Here is a 15810-nt window from a genome sequence, read left to right as displayed (position 1 = left end):
TCGCGGTAGTAAAAAGGCCATTCAATCTATGAATGGCCTTTATTTTTGGGAAGTTTAACAGCGGGAAGGAATGTGCTAACCAATACCCTGCAACATTATTTCATCCGGGACGCAATCCGATTATTTAACGTCTAATGATATTGGTAGCACCTAATCCTTATTCGCTGTTTGCCTTATTTGCCCATTAGAACACTTGAGCAACAGTGTTGTTGATCACCGCTTGAGAGAAGCTCAAGTTGTGGATACCTTGGCTTCGATCGTTGTTGATCAAGAAGTAGTTCCAAGCACCTTTAACAAAGTTGCTGTTTGGCAGATAAACCGCTTCACCTGTGGCTGCATCAGCCAGTTTATCCAAGGATACAGTCAATTCAGTGACTGACTCGCCTCCGATAACCGCAGGACTGCTCAGTGTCAGCTTCAAGCCAATCTTGTTGCCGACATTGGCTAACGCTACTGCCGAAATTTGGTTGCCTGCTACAGTCGCTTCACCGTAGTTGATCACTAGGCTATCGAAGGACGTTAAGCGACTAAAGGCAGCGTTTTGCATTTTTTCAGCTAAGTTATCTAAGCCTGCTGCAACCGATGCAGTGATGGCTCCAGCATCAACGGCTTCACCAGGCACAGAGTTATGCTCAACACCATCAACCGGGGTGTTCGGATCAATCGAGCTACCGTGACAGTAGTTACATTGCTGATCCAGTTTGTCAGCATCAATCCAGAACTGGTGAGTGCGAGTTAGCTTGCCAAACGCAGGTGTATCTTTGATGGTTGGGTTATACAACTGGTGACATTTGACGCACGAATCATCAATCACAGCATGTTTTGCCACCATAGGTAATTGGTTACCCATGAACCAAGCATTACGACCCGCAAACACGTCACCTTGAGAACCGTGGGCGATGTTATAGTTTTGCTGTTCAGGCGCTGGTTCATCGTTATCTTCGTGCAACCATACGCCGCTGTTATCGCTTAACACACCTTGAGCTGTGTTGTGGCAGGCGATACAGGTAGCGCCTTGACCAACGCCGGGCATATTGAAGCCTGCTGGTAAGTCAGGCGTATCACCATCGATACGAACTTGCAGATCATTGCCATTACCGTGTGGGTCGTGACAAGCGGTACAAGTCACTGGCTCAACGTTGTCAGCTGTCACTGAAGACCATAGTGGATCGTCAATCTTACCGACATTGCCTTGTTGCAGTTGTTTCTCATATGCGACGAAACCTTGTGCTGAGTGACAACGACCACAATCAGCGTCGGTACCCAGTTCCAGTGCACGTTGCTCGTTCATATGGCTTTCGCCAGAGGTTGGACTCACTGTCTTAGATGCCGTCCATTGAATGCGTTCATAGTGACAGTTACTGCACAACTCTGCGGAGAACGAAATACGTGGGCTAGTAAATGGATTAGGCGTTTTACCATCTACCATGTCGTACATGCCGTGCGCAGGTGAGTTTTGTGGTCCGTGGCAGCTTTCGCATTGGATATTCATCATGCGCGCGGTTTTAGGGAAGTTCTTCACCATATCTGGCCACGCATCGGTACGAGGATTTTCCAACGCTTCAATGCGGCTGAATTTATAGCCTTCTTGCTCTGCTACATATGCTAAGCCGTTGTTCATAGGTGCAGATTGGATATCACCCCCTACGGCGTGGCATTGACCACAAAACATACTTTCTTCGGCAGGAGATATCGCCACATCCTGACGGAAAATATTGGCATGCATAGTGGTAGACCACGGCGTGAACTGATCACCTGCAACGCCACCTTGGTGACAGGTAGTACAGGTGGCATCACTCTCTGGATTGCCTTCTTCATCAATCCCGGTAATAACCCCCATATATTTACCGGCAAAGATTTTCAGCGTTTGGCCATTAACCACGAAATCATATTCACCCGTTTTATCTGGGAAGAAATAGGGGGTTCGTGAATTCGCATCCACCAGCTCGGCAGTGGAGCCAGTGGGTTGAGACACCATTGACCACACTTGTGAATCGTCATCGTTGCCGCGGTTCAGGTAGATACGTTCACCCAGCGCCACGTTGCGAATACCGAGCAAACGGTTAGTCGCGTGAATTTCACCGTGAATAGATGCTTGCTGGCCATGGGCATCGTTTGCTTGTACGCGCACGGCGATTAAGCCGCGACGGTCTTGAGAAATGGTTAATGGTCCTAGACGATCAGGAATTTTGTACTCTGCCATCTCGGTGCCACGGATAGGGTCAACACGAGACTCAAAATTCTTCATCATCTCAGAGAAAGTAACGAGTGCCGTATCGTCATCACCTTCAACCGTTCCTGCCTTTTCGGTATGCCATGAGTCCCAAAGATTCAACCGGTTTTCCCATGTGTATTCGATAGGCATATCGTCGATTTTGCCAGTAACCAAAGCGCCAACGGTCGCTGATGTACCGTAGCCTTGGTTGTCATAAACCGCCCAGCCTGGGCTGGTCCAACTATCGTTAACTGGCTGGATCGGATCAACTTGCTCAGTAAACTGTACTAAAAATTGCGATGCCGCATCCATGGTGAAATTAGCACTAACTGTGTGATCAGAGAGTACGCCGACATTTTGTGCATCAGGGCTGGAATAGGATGCGTTGCTGACCTTAAGGACTACTTGGCCTACGGGTAAGGTTAGCGAATAGGCGCCGTTAGCATCTGTGGTCGCCGTTTGGAGTAATGCACCACCTGTGTCTTCTGCAGATACAACCGCAGCTGGCACCGGCAGTCCTTTCGCATCCTGCACTACGCCAGATACAGTACCCTCTGCCGCTTGTACGTATGTGATGTTATCGCCATCATCACCGCCACAACCGCTGAGCTGAGTCATCGTAGCGCCGATGGCCAGCACGATAGCTGCTTTGTTAAATCGCCTCATCAAGGTTCTCCCATTGATCTGTTTATGAGTTATTGGGGATAAGCTGCATCGTCTCGAAAGCGCATTGTCTATTGTCAGCAAAGTAATAAAGGCACTACTTGCTTAGAACAGTGGAACAGCTTTACCCCTTAGTGTTATGCCAATACGCTTTAAATAACGAACAACCCTAAAAGGCAAATAGCAGGCCAGGAAAAATGGCACTAAATAACGGTATTTGGTTATTTAGTTGAAGGTGAAATAATGGGTTTTTATTGCTGGTTGAGTATTAGTTTGAATGAAATCACAATATCGGAATCTGCAACTCATAATTGCACGTCGAATATCACATATTTAACAAGTTGATTGACGCAAATATTGATATAAATCTTGCTTGATATCGACGTGAATTTTTTATTTTAAAACGAGTGAACTCTATCCATTCGAAGAGTGATTTTGGTCACATGGAATATATCGTTAAAGTTAATTAGTGTGATCTATGATGGGTTTTTATTGTGGAGTTAAATGCATTTAACGCGTAAAAAATTTGGTTTTTTGAGGGATTTTAGCTTTATTGTAGATTTTATGTCTACATAGAGCGGAATTTAATGAAACTCGGATTGCACTACACTGTCAAGGTCGTGAACAGATTATGGACATATTGTTTGAACATGTGCTGCGACATGTCCAAATAGTGCACATGGATGGTTTATTTTTTGAAGATAACATGAGTTTATTAAATCCAAATGAACAGTTTAGAAAGTCGACAAAATAAACCGTTAACTCAGATAGATCACCGTTGGCATCAGGCAATAGTTTCTGTCGAAAATAATGGCAAGAAAAATAACCCACTATTTCAATTAACTGAGAGCATTAATTTAATTGCCAAAGATATTGAAACCCAGTGGAATAACTTTATTAATGATGACAAGGTTGCTGGTGATTCTGTCAGAGCCATGATTTTACGTTCGTGGCAGCGCTGTAAAAATGCTCTGGTCTCGACTGAACTGGCACAATATTATTGTATTGATAAAGAGCGCCTAACGACCGTATTAGCACAAAATCGATTATTGATTGAAGCTGCAACAACAATCATTAATAACCTTCTGATTTACACTCAGCATGCCAATAGCCATATTATTCTGGCGGATAAGCACGGCGTGGTGTTATATGCCGCAGGTCGAAATCTGACGCCGCTTGGCAGTGTACTCACTGAGGAGATGCTTGGCACCAACGGCGTGGGGACCTGCTTAGTAGAACAAAAGCCGATTTATGTGATGGGGCCAGAACATTACTTGCGGCAACTGCATCATAGCCATTGCTCGGCCGTGCCCATTTTTAATGCGCGCAAAGAATTGATGGGGGTGATGAGTTTAGCGGTCCCACGGGCAAGTGCACATTCGCATTCATTGGGAATGTTAGAGGCCGCCGCCGCGACCATTTCAAAGCAGCTTACATTGTCGGAGTTACTCGAAGAACAGCAAACTTTAATGGAAGTGCTGAACGAAGGGGTAATCATCCTTGATAGCCACGACTGCATCTATTCAATCAATCGTTACGCCCGCAATATATTTAACGTCGTGAGTGATGTAGTGGGGCAACCGCTGGGCATGGTCGTTGCACCGGATGAAGCCTTGAGTAGCATTTTGGCCAGCAATAAGTGTTGCCAAGATCTTGAGGTGCGTGGTCAGCGGCGAGACAGTCGTTGGGTAACGCTCACCTGTTCAGTCATCATGACTGCAGAAGGCCATAAAATCATTTCGGTGCGGGATAATTGCCGTACTCGCGCTATTACCCGTCGCGCCATCGGTGCCAAGGCTACCTACACTTTTGACAATATCCTCGGTCAGTCAACCGCAATCAATAGAGCGATTTTCCAAGCCAAACAGGCCAGCCAAAGTGATTCCACCACATTAATATTGGGTGAAAGTGGCACGGGCAAAGAGCTGATCGCGCATGCAATTCATAATGCGAGTAAGCGACGAGCCGGGCCCTTTATCGTCGTCAATTGCGGGGCAATTCCACGCGATCTGATCCAAAGTGAACTGTTTGGTTACGAGGCCGGTGCCTATACGGGCGCGCAAAGAGGTGGCGCAGCCGGCAAGTTCGAGTTAGCTGACGGCGGTACCATTTTCCTCGATGAAATTGGTGAAATGCCACTGGCCGCGCAGGTTAATCTACTGCGTTTTTTGCAGGAGAAAGAGGTGACTCGGGTCGGGGGACAGAACCGACAGATGGTCGATGTGCGGGTGATCACCGCAACCAATAAGCAGCTGCCGCAGGCCGTGAGTCAAGGGCAATTTCGCGCTGATCTGTTTTATCGCATCAACGTGTTGGCAATTCAGGTGCCACCGTTGAGAGAGCGCCATGGCGATATTGCAATGCTCGCTAATGCATTTATCGAGCACAGCGCCACTATGCTCAAAAAACCGAAAAAGGTGCTATCTGCGCAAGTACAAAGTTTGTTGGAAGCGTATTCGTGGCCGGGCAATATTCGTGAACTGGAAAACGTCATCGAACGCGCGATGAATCTTTCACAATCACCAGTGTTATATCCGGAAGACATCTGTTTGAACAGCCAGTACGACCCTAAGCATGGTGTTGCTGTAACAGCAACACCATCAGTGCTAACAACTGGTGCGGGTGAACTACGCGCTAGCGAAATGGAGACAATTATCGCCATGCTACGCCAAACTCAAGGTAACTTGCGGGTAGCGGCACAACGCCTGGGGATCTCTCGTAGCGGTTTGTATAACAAGATTAAACGTTACGGCATAACGCAAGATGATTTTCGTCATACGGCCGTCTGTGAAGAGTAACGTCAGTTAATGTAGTGGCCAATTTGGGCTTTGGTGGTGGGTGCTAGCAAAGGCTTTTTATTTCAGAATGAATAAAAAACGCAACTGCACCACCAATTGTAGACTTTATTGCGTAAATGAAACGAAATTCAAGGTGATTATCTCTCTTAAATAAAACAATAAACTAGCTCCCATCAGTTCAGTCTTCTGTTTGTGAATGGCATTAACGCTACATAAACAGGCACACTAATGGGAATATTTCATGTCTAATCAAATCGAACATCAACGCATTAGTGCGTTATTGGATCGCGAAGAGATCCGGATTCTGCGTCAACACTATAGTGAGCTGCTCGATGGCAATAATGCCGAACGCATGGACGAAGTCTTTACCGAAGACGCGGAAGTGGTGGTCACCGTTGGCTCAATGAAAGGTATAGCCGCCATTAAGCAGAGTCTTGCTGACGCGTATCAGCAGTTTGATACGCAACAGCGCGCTCACTTTCCGTTTGTGCACGCCATTACCAACCACAATATCATCATTACCGGTGAAAACAGCGCCACAGGTAGCTGCTATCTGTTGGATTTAGTGACTGACCGCCCAAGCGCACAACACCCGTTCTTGCTGGTGGGGCGTTACCAAGATGAATATGCGCGGGTAAATGGTGAGTGGCGCATCGCTAAAACCGCGTTAGATGTGGTCTGGCCGCACGCTGAATCAGATAAATAAGGCGGCTGTATGTACGACAATTTAAGCGACGCACCGCTAAGTTTTAGCCGCGTTTTTTCGCCAGAGCGCCTCAGCATCGGTTTACTGACACCGCTTGAGGCTTATCCGAATTCGCCATTTCCAACATTGGCAGAACATGTGCGCATGGCCAAGCTGGCGGAAGAGGCGGGTATCGCCAGTATTTGGCTGAGAGACGTCCCGTTTTATGATCCTAACTTTGGTGATGCCGCACAAATGCTTGATCCCTTGGTGTATGCCGGCTTTCTAGCTGCAGCCACCACTGAAATAGCACTCGGCACAGCGGGTATCGTCTTGCCACTGCGCGAACCCATTTCTGTTGCTAAACAAGCGGCGTCACTGGATCTGCTGTCCAACCAGCGCTTTGTGCTGGGGCTATCGACTGGCGACCGCCCAGTAGAATATCCCGCCTTCGGAGTTGATTTTGAAGCACGCGGTGAGTTGTATCGCGAAGCCGTTGAATATATTCGCTATCTGCAGCAGGAATCGTTCCCGCGGGTGCAAACTACCCATTACGGCAAGCTCAACGGCAATTTAGATCTGTATCCAAAAATGCCGCAGCGCTTGCCGCTTATGGCTGTGGGGCGGTCACGACAGCCGATTGAATGGCTCGCGCAACATGTGGATGCGTGGATTTGGTCGGTCGATGATGATAAAGCCATCGCTGAGATTATCGCCTCATTGGCTCAAGCCGCCGATGGCCATCCCGCACCAGCATATGGTTATTCAACCTTTTTTGATTTAGATGAGAACCCGAATGCGCCGTACCAGCGTTTTTATAACGTAGTACGTATTGGCCGTAATGCGCTAATCGAACGCCTGCAACGTCATCAAGCGTTGGGTGTGCAACACGTAGCATTAAATTTAAAACCGGCTTCGCGCCCCGCCGAGGCGGTGATTGAAGAGCTGGGTAGCTATGTTATTCCCGCTTTGGGTTAGGGGGGAGATGAAATGGATGTAACAGAGAGCAACAAAGACAAGCTCGCACTCGCGAGCATCATGACCCAGTTTACTGATGCTTGGTTTGCGGGCAACTCCCAAGCGATGGCGCAGCTCTTAGCGGACGATAGCCAACTGTTCAGCAGTCAGCATGGTTGTGCAAGCGGGGCTAGGGCTATGACAGATCTGCTGATGCAAGATGCGAATAATAAACCGTTTTATGGTCAGATGACGAATCGTTATATTGGCGTTGAGGGCGATAATGCGGCGGCAAGTTGTTATGTGTATGGTATTTTTCAGGCGGATAACCGCACATTCTTTATCTTTGGCGCAGCATTAGTCTTTCGCTTTAGCCGCCAACAACAATGGCAACTTGATGAACTTCGCTTACAAGTGAATTGGACCCACGGTAATAATTCGCTCGTACCGCATTGGCGTAAACCGCCCGGTCAAAATGGCTGGCAAATGGGTGATGACGCACCCGTGATTGTCAGTGAGTTGCATTCACCTTGGGCCTTGTTGCCCAACGCAGCAGCTGCAGATAGCTTATCTGAAGCGCTGGCCGAGCTATATTATCGTTATTCATTTGCGGTAGACCAAAACGATATGGGATTACTGGTAAGTGCCTACAGTGAAGACATTGCGGGTGGTTTTGCGCCGGTAGGCAATCTCAATGGGCGAGAGCAGGTAATAGGTATCCTTAAGAGTTTTCGTCATTTGGCTACGCTGTGGCAGCATTTCGCTGAGGTCGTAAAAGTCGAAGATGAAGGTGATGGTTTACATGCCAAATTTATTGTGGCGCGTATTATTCCTGAACGCGCAGTGGATGAACTCGGCCGAAAGCTGTATGGTGCACACTATCAATTGCGGGCGCGGCGTCAGCACAATGGCCAGTGGCAGATATGCTGGACAGATTATCGTCCCGGCTGGTTCAGTGAGCATCAACTACCTGAGTTTGATGTAGGTAACGCTACCGCATAATTTCATTCACCTTGTTGTCGGCCTGTTGTGTTTATTCAGCAGGTCTTATTTTTGATGGATATGAACCTACATTTATCGCAACAAAATCTTGCCGCTACACTCTTTAAAGCTACATGGCCAATGGTCTTTGGCGTCTTGTCTATCATGAGTTTTCAGTTGGTCGATAGTGCGTTTATCGGTCAGCTTGGTGTTATTCCGCTCGCGCTGCAAGGGTTTACCATGCCTTTGCAGATGGTAATTATCGGCGTGCAAGTTGGTTTTGGTATCGCCGCTACAGTATTGATCGCTAAATTGCTCGGCGCTCAGCAACCACTGGTGGCGAAGCAGATGGCGGGGCTCGTGGTCAGTTTGGGCTGCGCGGTCATTGGCATCGTGTGTTTGCTGCTATATCTGTGTCGTTTTCCCTTGCTGTCAGCTTTAGGCGCTACCGACGCTGTGCATCCATTGGTGAGCAGTTATTGGGCTTGGTGGGGCCTTAGCGCATGGCTGGGCGCACTACAATATTTTCTCTACAGTGTTTGTCGAGCTAACGGGAATACCATGTTACCGGGCATCATGATGGTGGTGACAAGTGTGCTGAATATTGCACTTGATCCGCTGTTTATCTTCGTCTTGGATTGGGGCATTAATGGTGCGGCGATTGCTACCTGCGTGTCGTTCCTTTGCGGCATATTGATCGTGGCGTATCGGTTACAACACTCGCATTGGCTCAGCTTACGCCGGAGTGAATTACAGATCGGACGGGCGCTGAAACAGGTTGGTCATATCTTCTTTCCTGCCGTGATGAGCCAATTGATGCCGTCGCTTTCCGCCATTCTTGCCACTAAATTGCTTGCTAGTTTTGGTGCGGCCGCGGTAGCCGCCTGGGGACTGGGTTCTCGCGTTGAGTTTTTCGCCATTGTGGTGGTGTTGGCATTGACTATGTCACTGCCGCCGATGATCAGCCACGCGTTGGGTGCTGGCAAGTTAGAGCGGATTGCACAATTAGTGCGGGTTGCGCTCTTGTTCGTACTGGGCTGGCAACTGTTTATCGGTATCTTGTCATGGTTAGCAGCCGACGGTTTAGCCCATCTGATGAGCGCAGAAGAGCAGGTGAGTCATATCTTGCGCCAGCATCTGCTGTTGGTGCCGTTTAGTTTAGGTGCGCTAGGTTGTTGCATGATTTTGGTATCAGTATCAAATGCGCTTGGGAAGTCATATGTGGCGTTGTTAATTTCGCTCGTACGCTTGTTTGTGCTGTTTTTGCCATGTATCTGGCTCGGGGCGCAATTGGGCGGTATTCAAGGGATTTTCGTCGGCGCATTTGCGGGTAATCTGCTGGCAGGTACCTTTGCTTACCTTACCTACCGCAAAACCATGGCGTCATTGGCAACCGCTTGAAATGAGATGTCGCGGCGCTAATCTCACGGCCGCAGCATCACTGTTCAATGTAAGTGTTTTCCAGCTTAACCAAGGCTTATGACGACTTATGCTGTTTAATCATGTCGTTCAGATAGGGGGCGACTTTTTGCATGTATTCATAGCCAAATTTGGTGAAGTCAGCATTTATCTCAGGCTTAAGCTGTTGATATTTTTTACCTGTGGGGGTGTTAAAAAACGCCTCGTCTTGTCCAGACTTAAAGAACTTGGTTAGTTCGGCAATTTCTTGCGGACTAAAGCGAGAGGAATAAATGGGGGCTAAGGCTTCGCTGACTTTACTCCATGCGTAGTATTGCTGTTCCCATGCCTCAACAACCGACTTTTGTGCCGCTAATTCTGGGCGGCTTGCCAGCACAATTTCAGCGATACGCCCTTCATTTTTAGCAAAATAGGCCTTAGCGCCGTTGGCTTCTAACAGTTTATCTGTTGCTGGTGTCGCGTATGTGCCAAATGAACACAATGCGAGTAGAAAATAGAATAGTTTCATATACCCTCAGAATGATGGTTGGAAGCGTTGTTCGAGGGACGAAACTTAATCCTCGCCACGATTGAACAGCTTAACTTCCTATGTTGTTTGCCAACCTAATTTATTGGGGCATTAAGTAAAACTTCAAGCGTCACTGGGTTAATGTTGGGGGAAGGCAATTAAGGTGAGTAGAACTGCTGGCCTAGCACAGCAGCTCCATCGTTTTGCTCATGTCACGATATCAACAATAAACATCAGATATTGCGCAGTTGCTCCCGCTGCCGTCTTAAATGAGCCTCATCTTGCCCGGAAAACTGCTGTAACACGTTTTGCAGTTCGCTTATCAGTTGGGTTTTCTGCTCTGGCAAAATGGCAATAAAATTCACTGGATTCGCCACACTCTGGCCGAGTAAGGTGATGGGTTGTTCCAGTTGCTCCACTAATGCCAAGGTTTCTTCGATACGTTCTTGTTCGCTGGCTTCAACAAAGCTGCCGTCGAGCACCTCTTGATACATGCTAGAGTCAGGCTGAATTGCCACCGAGGTCATATACATGTGGGTCGGATGCAGTTGATTTAATACGTTCGCCATATTATCGGCATTGCGCTGGCCGTTGCCCTTACCAGCCAAACCGCCCAAGAAAATAACCCGATAGCTAATATCAGCCGCTTCAAGCTTTTGGCATTCACGAATAATGTCCGCGCGGTTATAGCCTTTGTTGACCCTTGCTAGCACTTCATCGTCGCCACTTTCTACACCGATCACTAAGTCGTTAATGCCTAGCGCGCGTAGTTGCTTCAGTTCGTCGAGGCTTTTGTTAAACATGCTGCTAATGCGGGCATACATGGCAATGTTAATATCGGGGAAATACTGATGAATTTGCTCAGCCAGCGCGACCAGCTTAGCGGTGCGTAAACTAAAAGGATCGCCGCCAAGTGCGTACAAGCGTTTAGCATCGGGGCGGAATCGCTTAGCTTCTTGTAGATCAGCTTCTATCTGGCTTTTTGGTGCTAAACGGTACGGTGTATCGTGATAGAAAGTACAAAAGGTGCAGTGATTATGGGTACAACCTACGGTCACTTCGAGCAGGATGCTATTAGCTTCATGCGGTGGACGAACAACAGGACCGGTGTAATGCATGGTCATTTCCTCTATGAATTGCTGCGCATAGTTTGCGACGACGGCAACAGTCAATGGTATAATTAAGTAATAACTGAAGTTGTAAGTCCCTAAACGAAATTGACCAGTCATGCCGAAACATCACTGGTCAATCACGGGACATATTTTTACGCTAACGAGGTGCTTGCAATGATTGCGCTACACCTTTTGGATCTCGGTGATATAAGTTACCGCGACGTTGGCGGCAAAATTAGGCACGTCAGCAAAGGTCTTTTTCGCGGCGTCAGATTCAAATGCCGCTTGTGCTGCCTCAAGTGAGTCAAACCACAGTTCCGAAAAACCATCAATAGGGGAATCTGGATACAGGCGTCGATCAATCGGATTCACCGTGTATTTGCGTAAACCGGGTACATGGACCGCCAGTTCTGAATGCACTTTCAGCCAGTAATCAACAAATTCTTCAAAGCTTTGGCCAGCGTGTTTGGTGATCAAACCAACGTGCTTAAAGCCGTTTGCAGTTGTCATGAAAATTCCTACTCAATAGATAAATTACAGCGTGTCTTGATAACGGGGATAGTCGGTGTAACCTGCAGCACCGCCACCATAAAATGAGCTGCGTTGCACTTCCGCCAATGGCCAATGATGTGCAATGCGTTCAACTAAATCAGGATTCGCGATAAAGGCGCTGCCAAAGGCAATAACATCGGCGCGCTTGTCGGCAATAAATTGCTCCGCCTGTGCGGCATTGATGCCCCCCGCAATCATTAAGGTGCCGTGCCACTGCTGACGAATATGCGCAAGCAAGCCGCTGTCGATCGTTTCTGGTGTTAACGCTATGTGCAGGTACGCCAGTGAATAGTGATCAAGCTCTTCGACAATATGCAGATAAGTCTCTGCAATATCGTGGTAAAGCGGCATATCGCCAATGCGATTGAACGGTGACAGGCGCACGCCCACTTTTTCAGCGCCAATCTCTAGCACGACGGCATCAACCACTTCCAATAACAAGCGACTGCGGTTTTCCAATGTGTTGCCACCATATAGGTCATCGCGCTCATTAAGTATTGGGTTGATAAATTGCTCAATGAGATAACCATTAGCAGCGTGCAACTCAACACCGTCAAAACCTGCCGCAATCGCATTGGCGGCTGCTTGCCGAAAATCATTAATCACTTGGGCAATACCCTCCAGCGTTAATGCTTCGGGTTGACTCGCGGGCACATTGGCGGGATTGCCTTGCTCGTCATAAGCAAATGCTTGGCCACCTGCGGTGCCAGACGAACTCACAGGCGCACCGTTATCAGGCTGAATGCTGTGATGCGATACGCGCCCCACATGCCACAGTTGCGCGAATATTTTGCCGCCATTTTGATGCACCGCTGCAGTGACGGGCTGCCATGCCGCTAGTTGCTCAGCGGTATAAATGCCGGGTGTATATAAATAACCCGTGCCTTGCGCAGAAATCGGTAAGCCTTCGGTTATCAGCAAGCCTGCGCTCGCACGTTGGGCATAATATTCAGCCGTTAGTGCATCTGGTTTACCCTCAGTGGCACGAGCGCGGGTCATCGGTGCCATGGCTATTCGGTTCGCCAACTGCTGCCCCGCGAAGTCATAAGGTTGTAATAGCTGCATGCGGCCTCCTAGAACCAAGCTTTAGCAATCAGCTCATGGGATTTAATGCGCGCTGCTGGATCGTGAATCCACGAGTTGAGCATGATTTCATTGGCGCCCGTACGTTCCGCCAGCTCGGCAATACCTTGACGTACCATGCCAGGCGATCCCCACAGAGATTCACGCAGCTGAGTTAAAATGCGCTGCTTTTCATACGGATTCCAAATAGCATCCATATCTTTTACCGGTTTTGGCAGCAAGGTTTCTATGCCTCGGCCAAGGTTGCGAAATTTCTGCAGTTCGGTGGTCGCCAAGAATTCAGCTTCGGCTTGCGATTCAGCCGCTACCGCGTTGACGCAGATAATCACATAAGGCTTATCCAACTGGGCAGACGGCTTAAAGTTGTGTCGATAGAGCTCGAGGGCTGAGAGCATGGCATCTGGCGCGAAGTGCGATGCAAAGGCAAATGGTAAACCACGTGCGGCAGCCAATTGCGCACTGAAGGTGCTTGAGCCCAGCAACCACAGCGGCACTTTCATTCCTGCTCCGGGAATGGCTTTGATGCGCTGGCCTGGTTTTACGTCTGCGAAGTAAGTTTGCAACTCAGAAAGCATGTCAGGAAAATCCATGCCTTTACTGCGGGTGTCGCGACGCAGGGCGTGCATGGTCTCAGCATCAGTACCCGGTGCACGGCCAAGGCCCAAATCGATACGGTTTGGATACAGCGCTTCCAACGTACCAAACTGCTCTGCCACCATCAGCGGTGCATGGTTAGGCAGCATAATACCGCCGGAGCCTAAGCGAATTCGTTCGGTTTTAGCGCCGATATGACTCAAAATTACGGAGGTGGCGGCACTGCCAATATCTTTTAAGTTGTGATGTTCTGCCACCCAAAAGCGGTGAAAACCGGAACGCTCTGCGGCGATGGCTAACGCAGTGCTGCTTTTAATTGCATCGCTGACTGTAGCACCTTCGCCAATGGTGACCAGATCAAGCAATGATAGTTTGACGTCACTTCTGTTCATTCCATACCTCTTATTTGTTGAACCCTGTGCACTAAAATGCGTGGGTTGTATTATCAAAGGAATAAATAAGTGAATAAACAGGCTTGATTTCGCCTCAATTGAGAATTAATTTCTACAATTATTGATGATAAGCCGAGATACACTGGCGCCAGTTTCAACAACTTGAGGTAATCGTTGATGATAAACAGCGCCAGACGTTTCGCCGCGCAGGAGATTGCGCATCGTTGGTTTGCATATTTTGAAGGCGTGACTGAACCGTTAACTGATCACTTAGACTTATTCACTGAAGATGTGCGACTGATCCATGCCAGACGCACCTTATTGGCCGATGGCAAAGCGCAACTCGCGGCATGGTTAAAACAAGTGCCTGCAGAAACGAGCTCACACCTTATCCATGAGTTTGCACTGCAGTCATTGGATAATAGTAGCGCGTTGTTAACTATGCAGGTGGCTTATCAAGCCTTGGCACACGATCAATTGATTGGCGCGATCATCGATTATCAAGCAAAAGTCGTGTTTGCCAGTGATGATTCAGCGCAATTTGCGCTGATCCAAAAATCACCAATTGCTGCCAATCCGGCACTTTGCTTTAAGCTGTCATTTGCTGAACATCGTCAACTCGCTTTGCTATCTCAGTTAGGTTATCAAGGGCAGCGCGGTGGTATTGAGTGGACGCAATTTTGTCAAGAGGATGCAATAGTTGAGCAGTTAAAAAGGCGCTTTAATCCGTTGGCTGCGCAGGATGCTGCTGAGCTTACAGCACAGATGCTCGCGGACCATAAAATGCGCATTCAGCTGGGTGACAGCAGTCAAACTAAGTGTGATTTACAATTGAAAGACGCTGGTGGCCGTTATCTGAGCATCGTCGCTATTCTAGATTAGATGCCGGGTTAAACAGGAAAACTAAGAGACAAGGTTATGCGAAAAAATGATCATATGGGTGGTATCAATGCGTTTGTCATGACCGCGCAACAAGGCAGTTTTACCGCTGCTGCAGATCGTCTAGGGCTGACGAAATCCGCCGTAGGAAAGAGTGTTGCTCGGCTTGAAGAACGACTGGGGCTGACACTTTTTCAGCGGTCAACCAGAAGTTTGAGTTTAACGCCTGATGGCGAACGCTATCTGGAAAGTTGCCTGAGTGCACTTGAGATTCTGGAGCAAGCAGAAGCTGAATTGACCTCCCATATTACAACGCCTTCAGGTCGGCTACGTATCGATCTGCCGGCTGCGTATGGTCGCAAGCGGATTTTACCATTGCTGCTGGACATGGCGCAGCAGTATCCCGATTTGAGCTTAACGGTGACCTTTAGCGAACGTTTTGTCGATTTAATCGAAGAGGGCATAGATCTTGTGGTGCGTATCGGCGAGCTGGCAGACAGTAGCGGTTTAGTTGCCCGTAAACTTACTGCGCAAAAGCTGGTGATTTGTGCTTCACCTGAATACTTACAACGGTTTGGTACACCAGAAACGCCAGAACAATTGCAGAAGCATCAATGCATTGTCGGTTTTCGTCGAGGCCAACCAATTTCTTGGTTACTGAAACAGCCGAGTGGGGAGATTACGCGGTACACGCCACCACCAACACATGAATTGTCTGACGGTGATGCAATGTTATCCGCGGTGTTGGCAGGATGTGGGCTATCACAGTTGCCGCTGTGGCTGGTGGGCGAAGATCTACGCCAAGGTAAAATTTGTGAAGTGTTACATGGACACTCTGGCGGTGAGATGCCCATTCATGCCTTGTGGCCGAAGAATCGTCAAATGTTGCCTAAAATCCGCCATGTGGTCGATATGTTGGTGGACGCTCGGCAGCGCGGTTGTTTAGATTAGCGCTTATGGCAATGGGCCTTC

Annotated in this window: 13 protein-coding genes; 7 read left to right on the top strand and 6 right to left on the bottom strand. The window is 48.3% G+C overall.

The features are described 5' to 3' along the window. Positions 1–184: 184 nt before the first annotated feature. Entirely contained in the window at positions 185–2881 is a 2697-nt protein-coding gene (locus HR45_RS11050) for a carboxypeptidase regulatory-like domain-containing protein (RefSeq protein WP_037442934.1), read from the bottom strand. Positions 2882–3603: 722 nt separating this feature from the next. Here HR45_RS11050 and HR45_RS11045 point away from each other — a divergent pair. From HR45_RS11045 to HR45_RS11025, 5 genes are all read left to right on the top strand, one after another. Further along, positions 3604–5676, top strand: coding sequence for a sigma-54-dependent Fis family transcriptional regulator (locus tag HR45_RS11045; RefSeq protein ID WP_052074695.1), 2073 nt, complete (start codon positions 3604–3606; stop codon positions 5674–5676). 241 nt (positions 5677–5917) lie between these two features. Next, complete coding sequence (locus HR45_RS11040) at positions 5918–6382, top strand: nuclear transport factor 2 family protein (protein WP_037442932.1); 465 nt, start codon at positions 5918–5920, stop codon at positions 6380–6382. 9 nt (positions 6383–6391) lie between these two features. Continuing rightward, the gene (locus HR45_RS11035; protein WP_037442929.1) at positions 6392–7339 is read left to right on the top strand and encodes a TIGR03571 family LLM class oxidoreductase; all 948 of its coding nucleotides are present in this window, start codon (positions 6392–6394) and stop codon (positions 7337–7339) included. Positions 7340–7351: 12 nt separating this feature from the next. Beyond that, a complete protein-coding gene (locus HR45_RS11030; RefSeq protein ID WP_037442927.1) occupies positions 7352–8320 on the top strand; it encodes a nuclear transport factor 2 family protein in 969 nt (322 codons plus the stop codon). 54 nt (positions 8321–8374) lie between these two features. Then, a complete protein-coding gene (locus HR45_RS11025; RefSeq protein ID WP_037442925.1) occupies positions 8375–9700 on the top strand; it encodes an MATE family efflux transporter in 1326 nt (441 codons plus the stop codon). 76 nt (positions 9701–9776) lie between these two features. On the opposite strand, the gene HR45_RS11020 is transcribed toward HR45_RS11025, so the two are convergent. The 5 genes from HR45_RS11020 to HR45_RS11000 form a co-directional block, all read right to left on the bottom strand. Next, complete coding sequence (locus tag HR45_RS11020) at positions 9777–10226, bottom strand: DUF2059 domain-containing protein (protein ID WP_037442923.1); 450 nt, start codon at positions 10224–10226, stop codon at positions 9777–9779. A 233-nt stretch (positions 10227–10459) separates the two neighbouring features. Then, on the bottom strand, positions 10460–11455 hold the full coding sequence (locus HR45_RS11015) for a radical SAM protein (RefSeq protein ID WP_081933460.1): 996 nt from the start codon (positions 11453–11455) through the stop codon (positions 10460–10462). A gap of 66 nt (positions 11456–11521) precedes the next feature. Then, positions 11522–11848, bottom strand: a complete 327-nt coding sequence (locus HR45_RS11010) for an EthD family reductase (RefSeq protein ID WP_037442920.1) — start codon at positions 11846–11848, stop codon at positions 11522–11524. A 24-nt stretch (positions 11849–11872) separates the two neighbouring features. Then, on the bottom strand, positions 11873–12955 hold the full coding sequence (locus tag HR45_RS11005; RefSeq protein ID WP_037442918.1) for an alkene reductase: 1083 nt from the start codon (positions 12953–12955) through the stop codon (positions 11873–11875). An 8-nt stretch (positions 12956–12963) separates the two neighbouring features. Next, complete coding sequence (locus HR45_RS11000; protein ID WP_037442916.1) at positions 12964–13959, bottom strand: LLM class flavin-dependent oxidoreductase; 996 nt, start codon at positions 13957–13959, stop codon at positions 12964–12966. 177 nt (positions 13960–14136) lie between these two features. On the opposite strand from HR45_RS11000, the gene HR45_RS10995 reads away from it, so the two are divergent. After that, positions 14137–14841, top strand: coding sequence for a hypothetical protein (locus HR45_RS10995; protein ID WP_037442914.1), 705 nt, complete (start codon positions 14137–14139; stop codon positions 14839–14841). Positions 14842–14877: 36 nt separating this feature from the next. Further along, positions 14878–15789, top strand: coding sequence for a LysR family transcriptional regulator (locus HR45_RS10990; RefSeq protein WP_037442912.1), 912 nt, complete (start codon positions 14878–14880; stop codon positions 15787–15789). The last annotated feature ends 21 nt before the right edge of the window (positions 15790–15810 follow it).

The sequence above is a fragment of the Shewanella mangrovi genome, from assembly GCF_000753795.1.
Taxonomy (GTDB): domain Bacteria; phylum Pseudomonadota; class Gammaproteobacteria; order Enterobacterales; family Shewanellaceae; genus Shewanella; species Shewanella mangrovi.
This window is presented reverse-complemented; position numbering and strand designations above follow the sequence as displayed.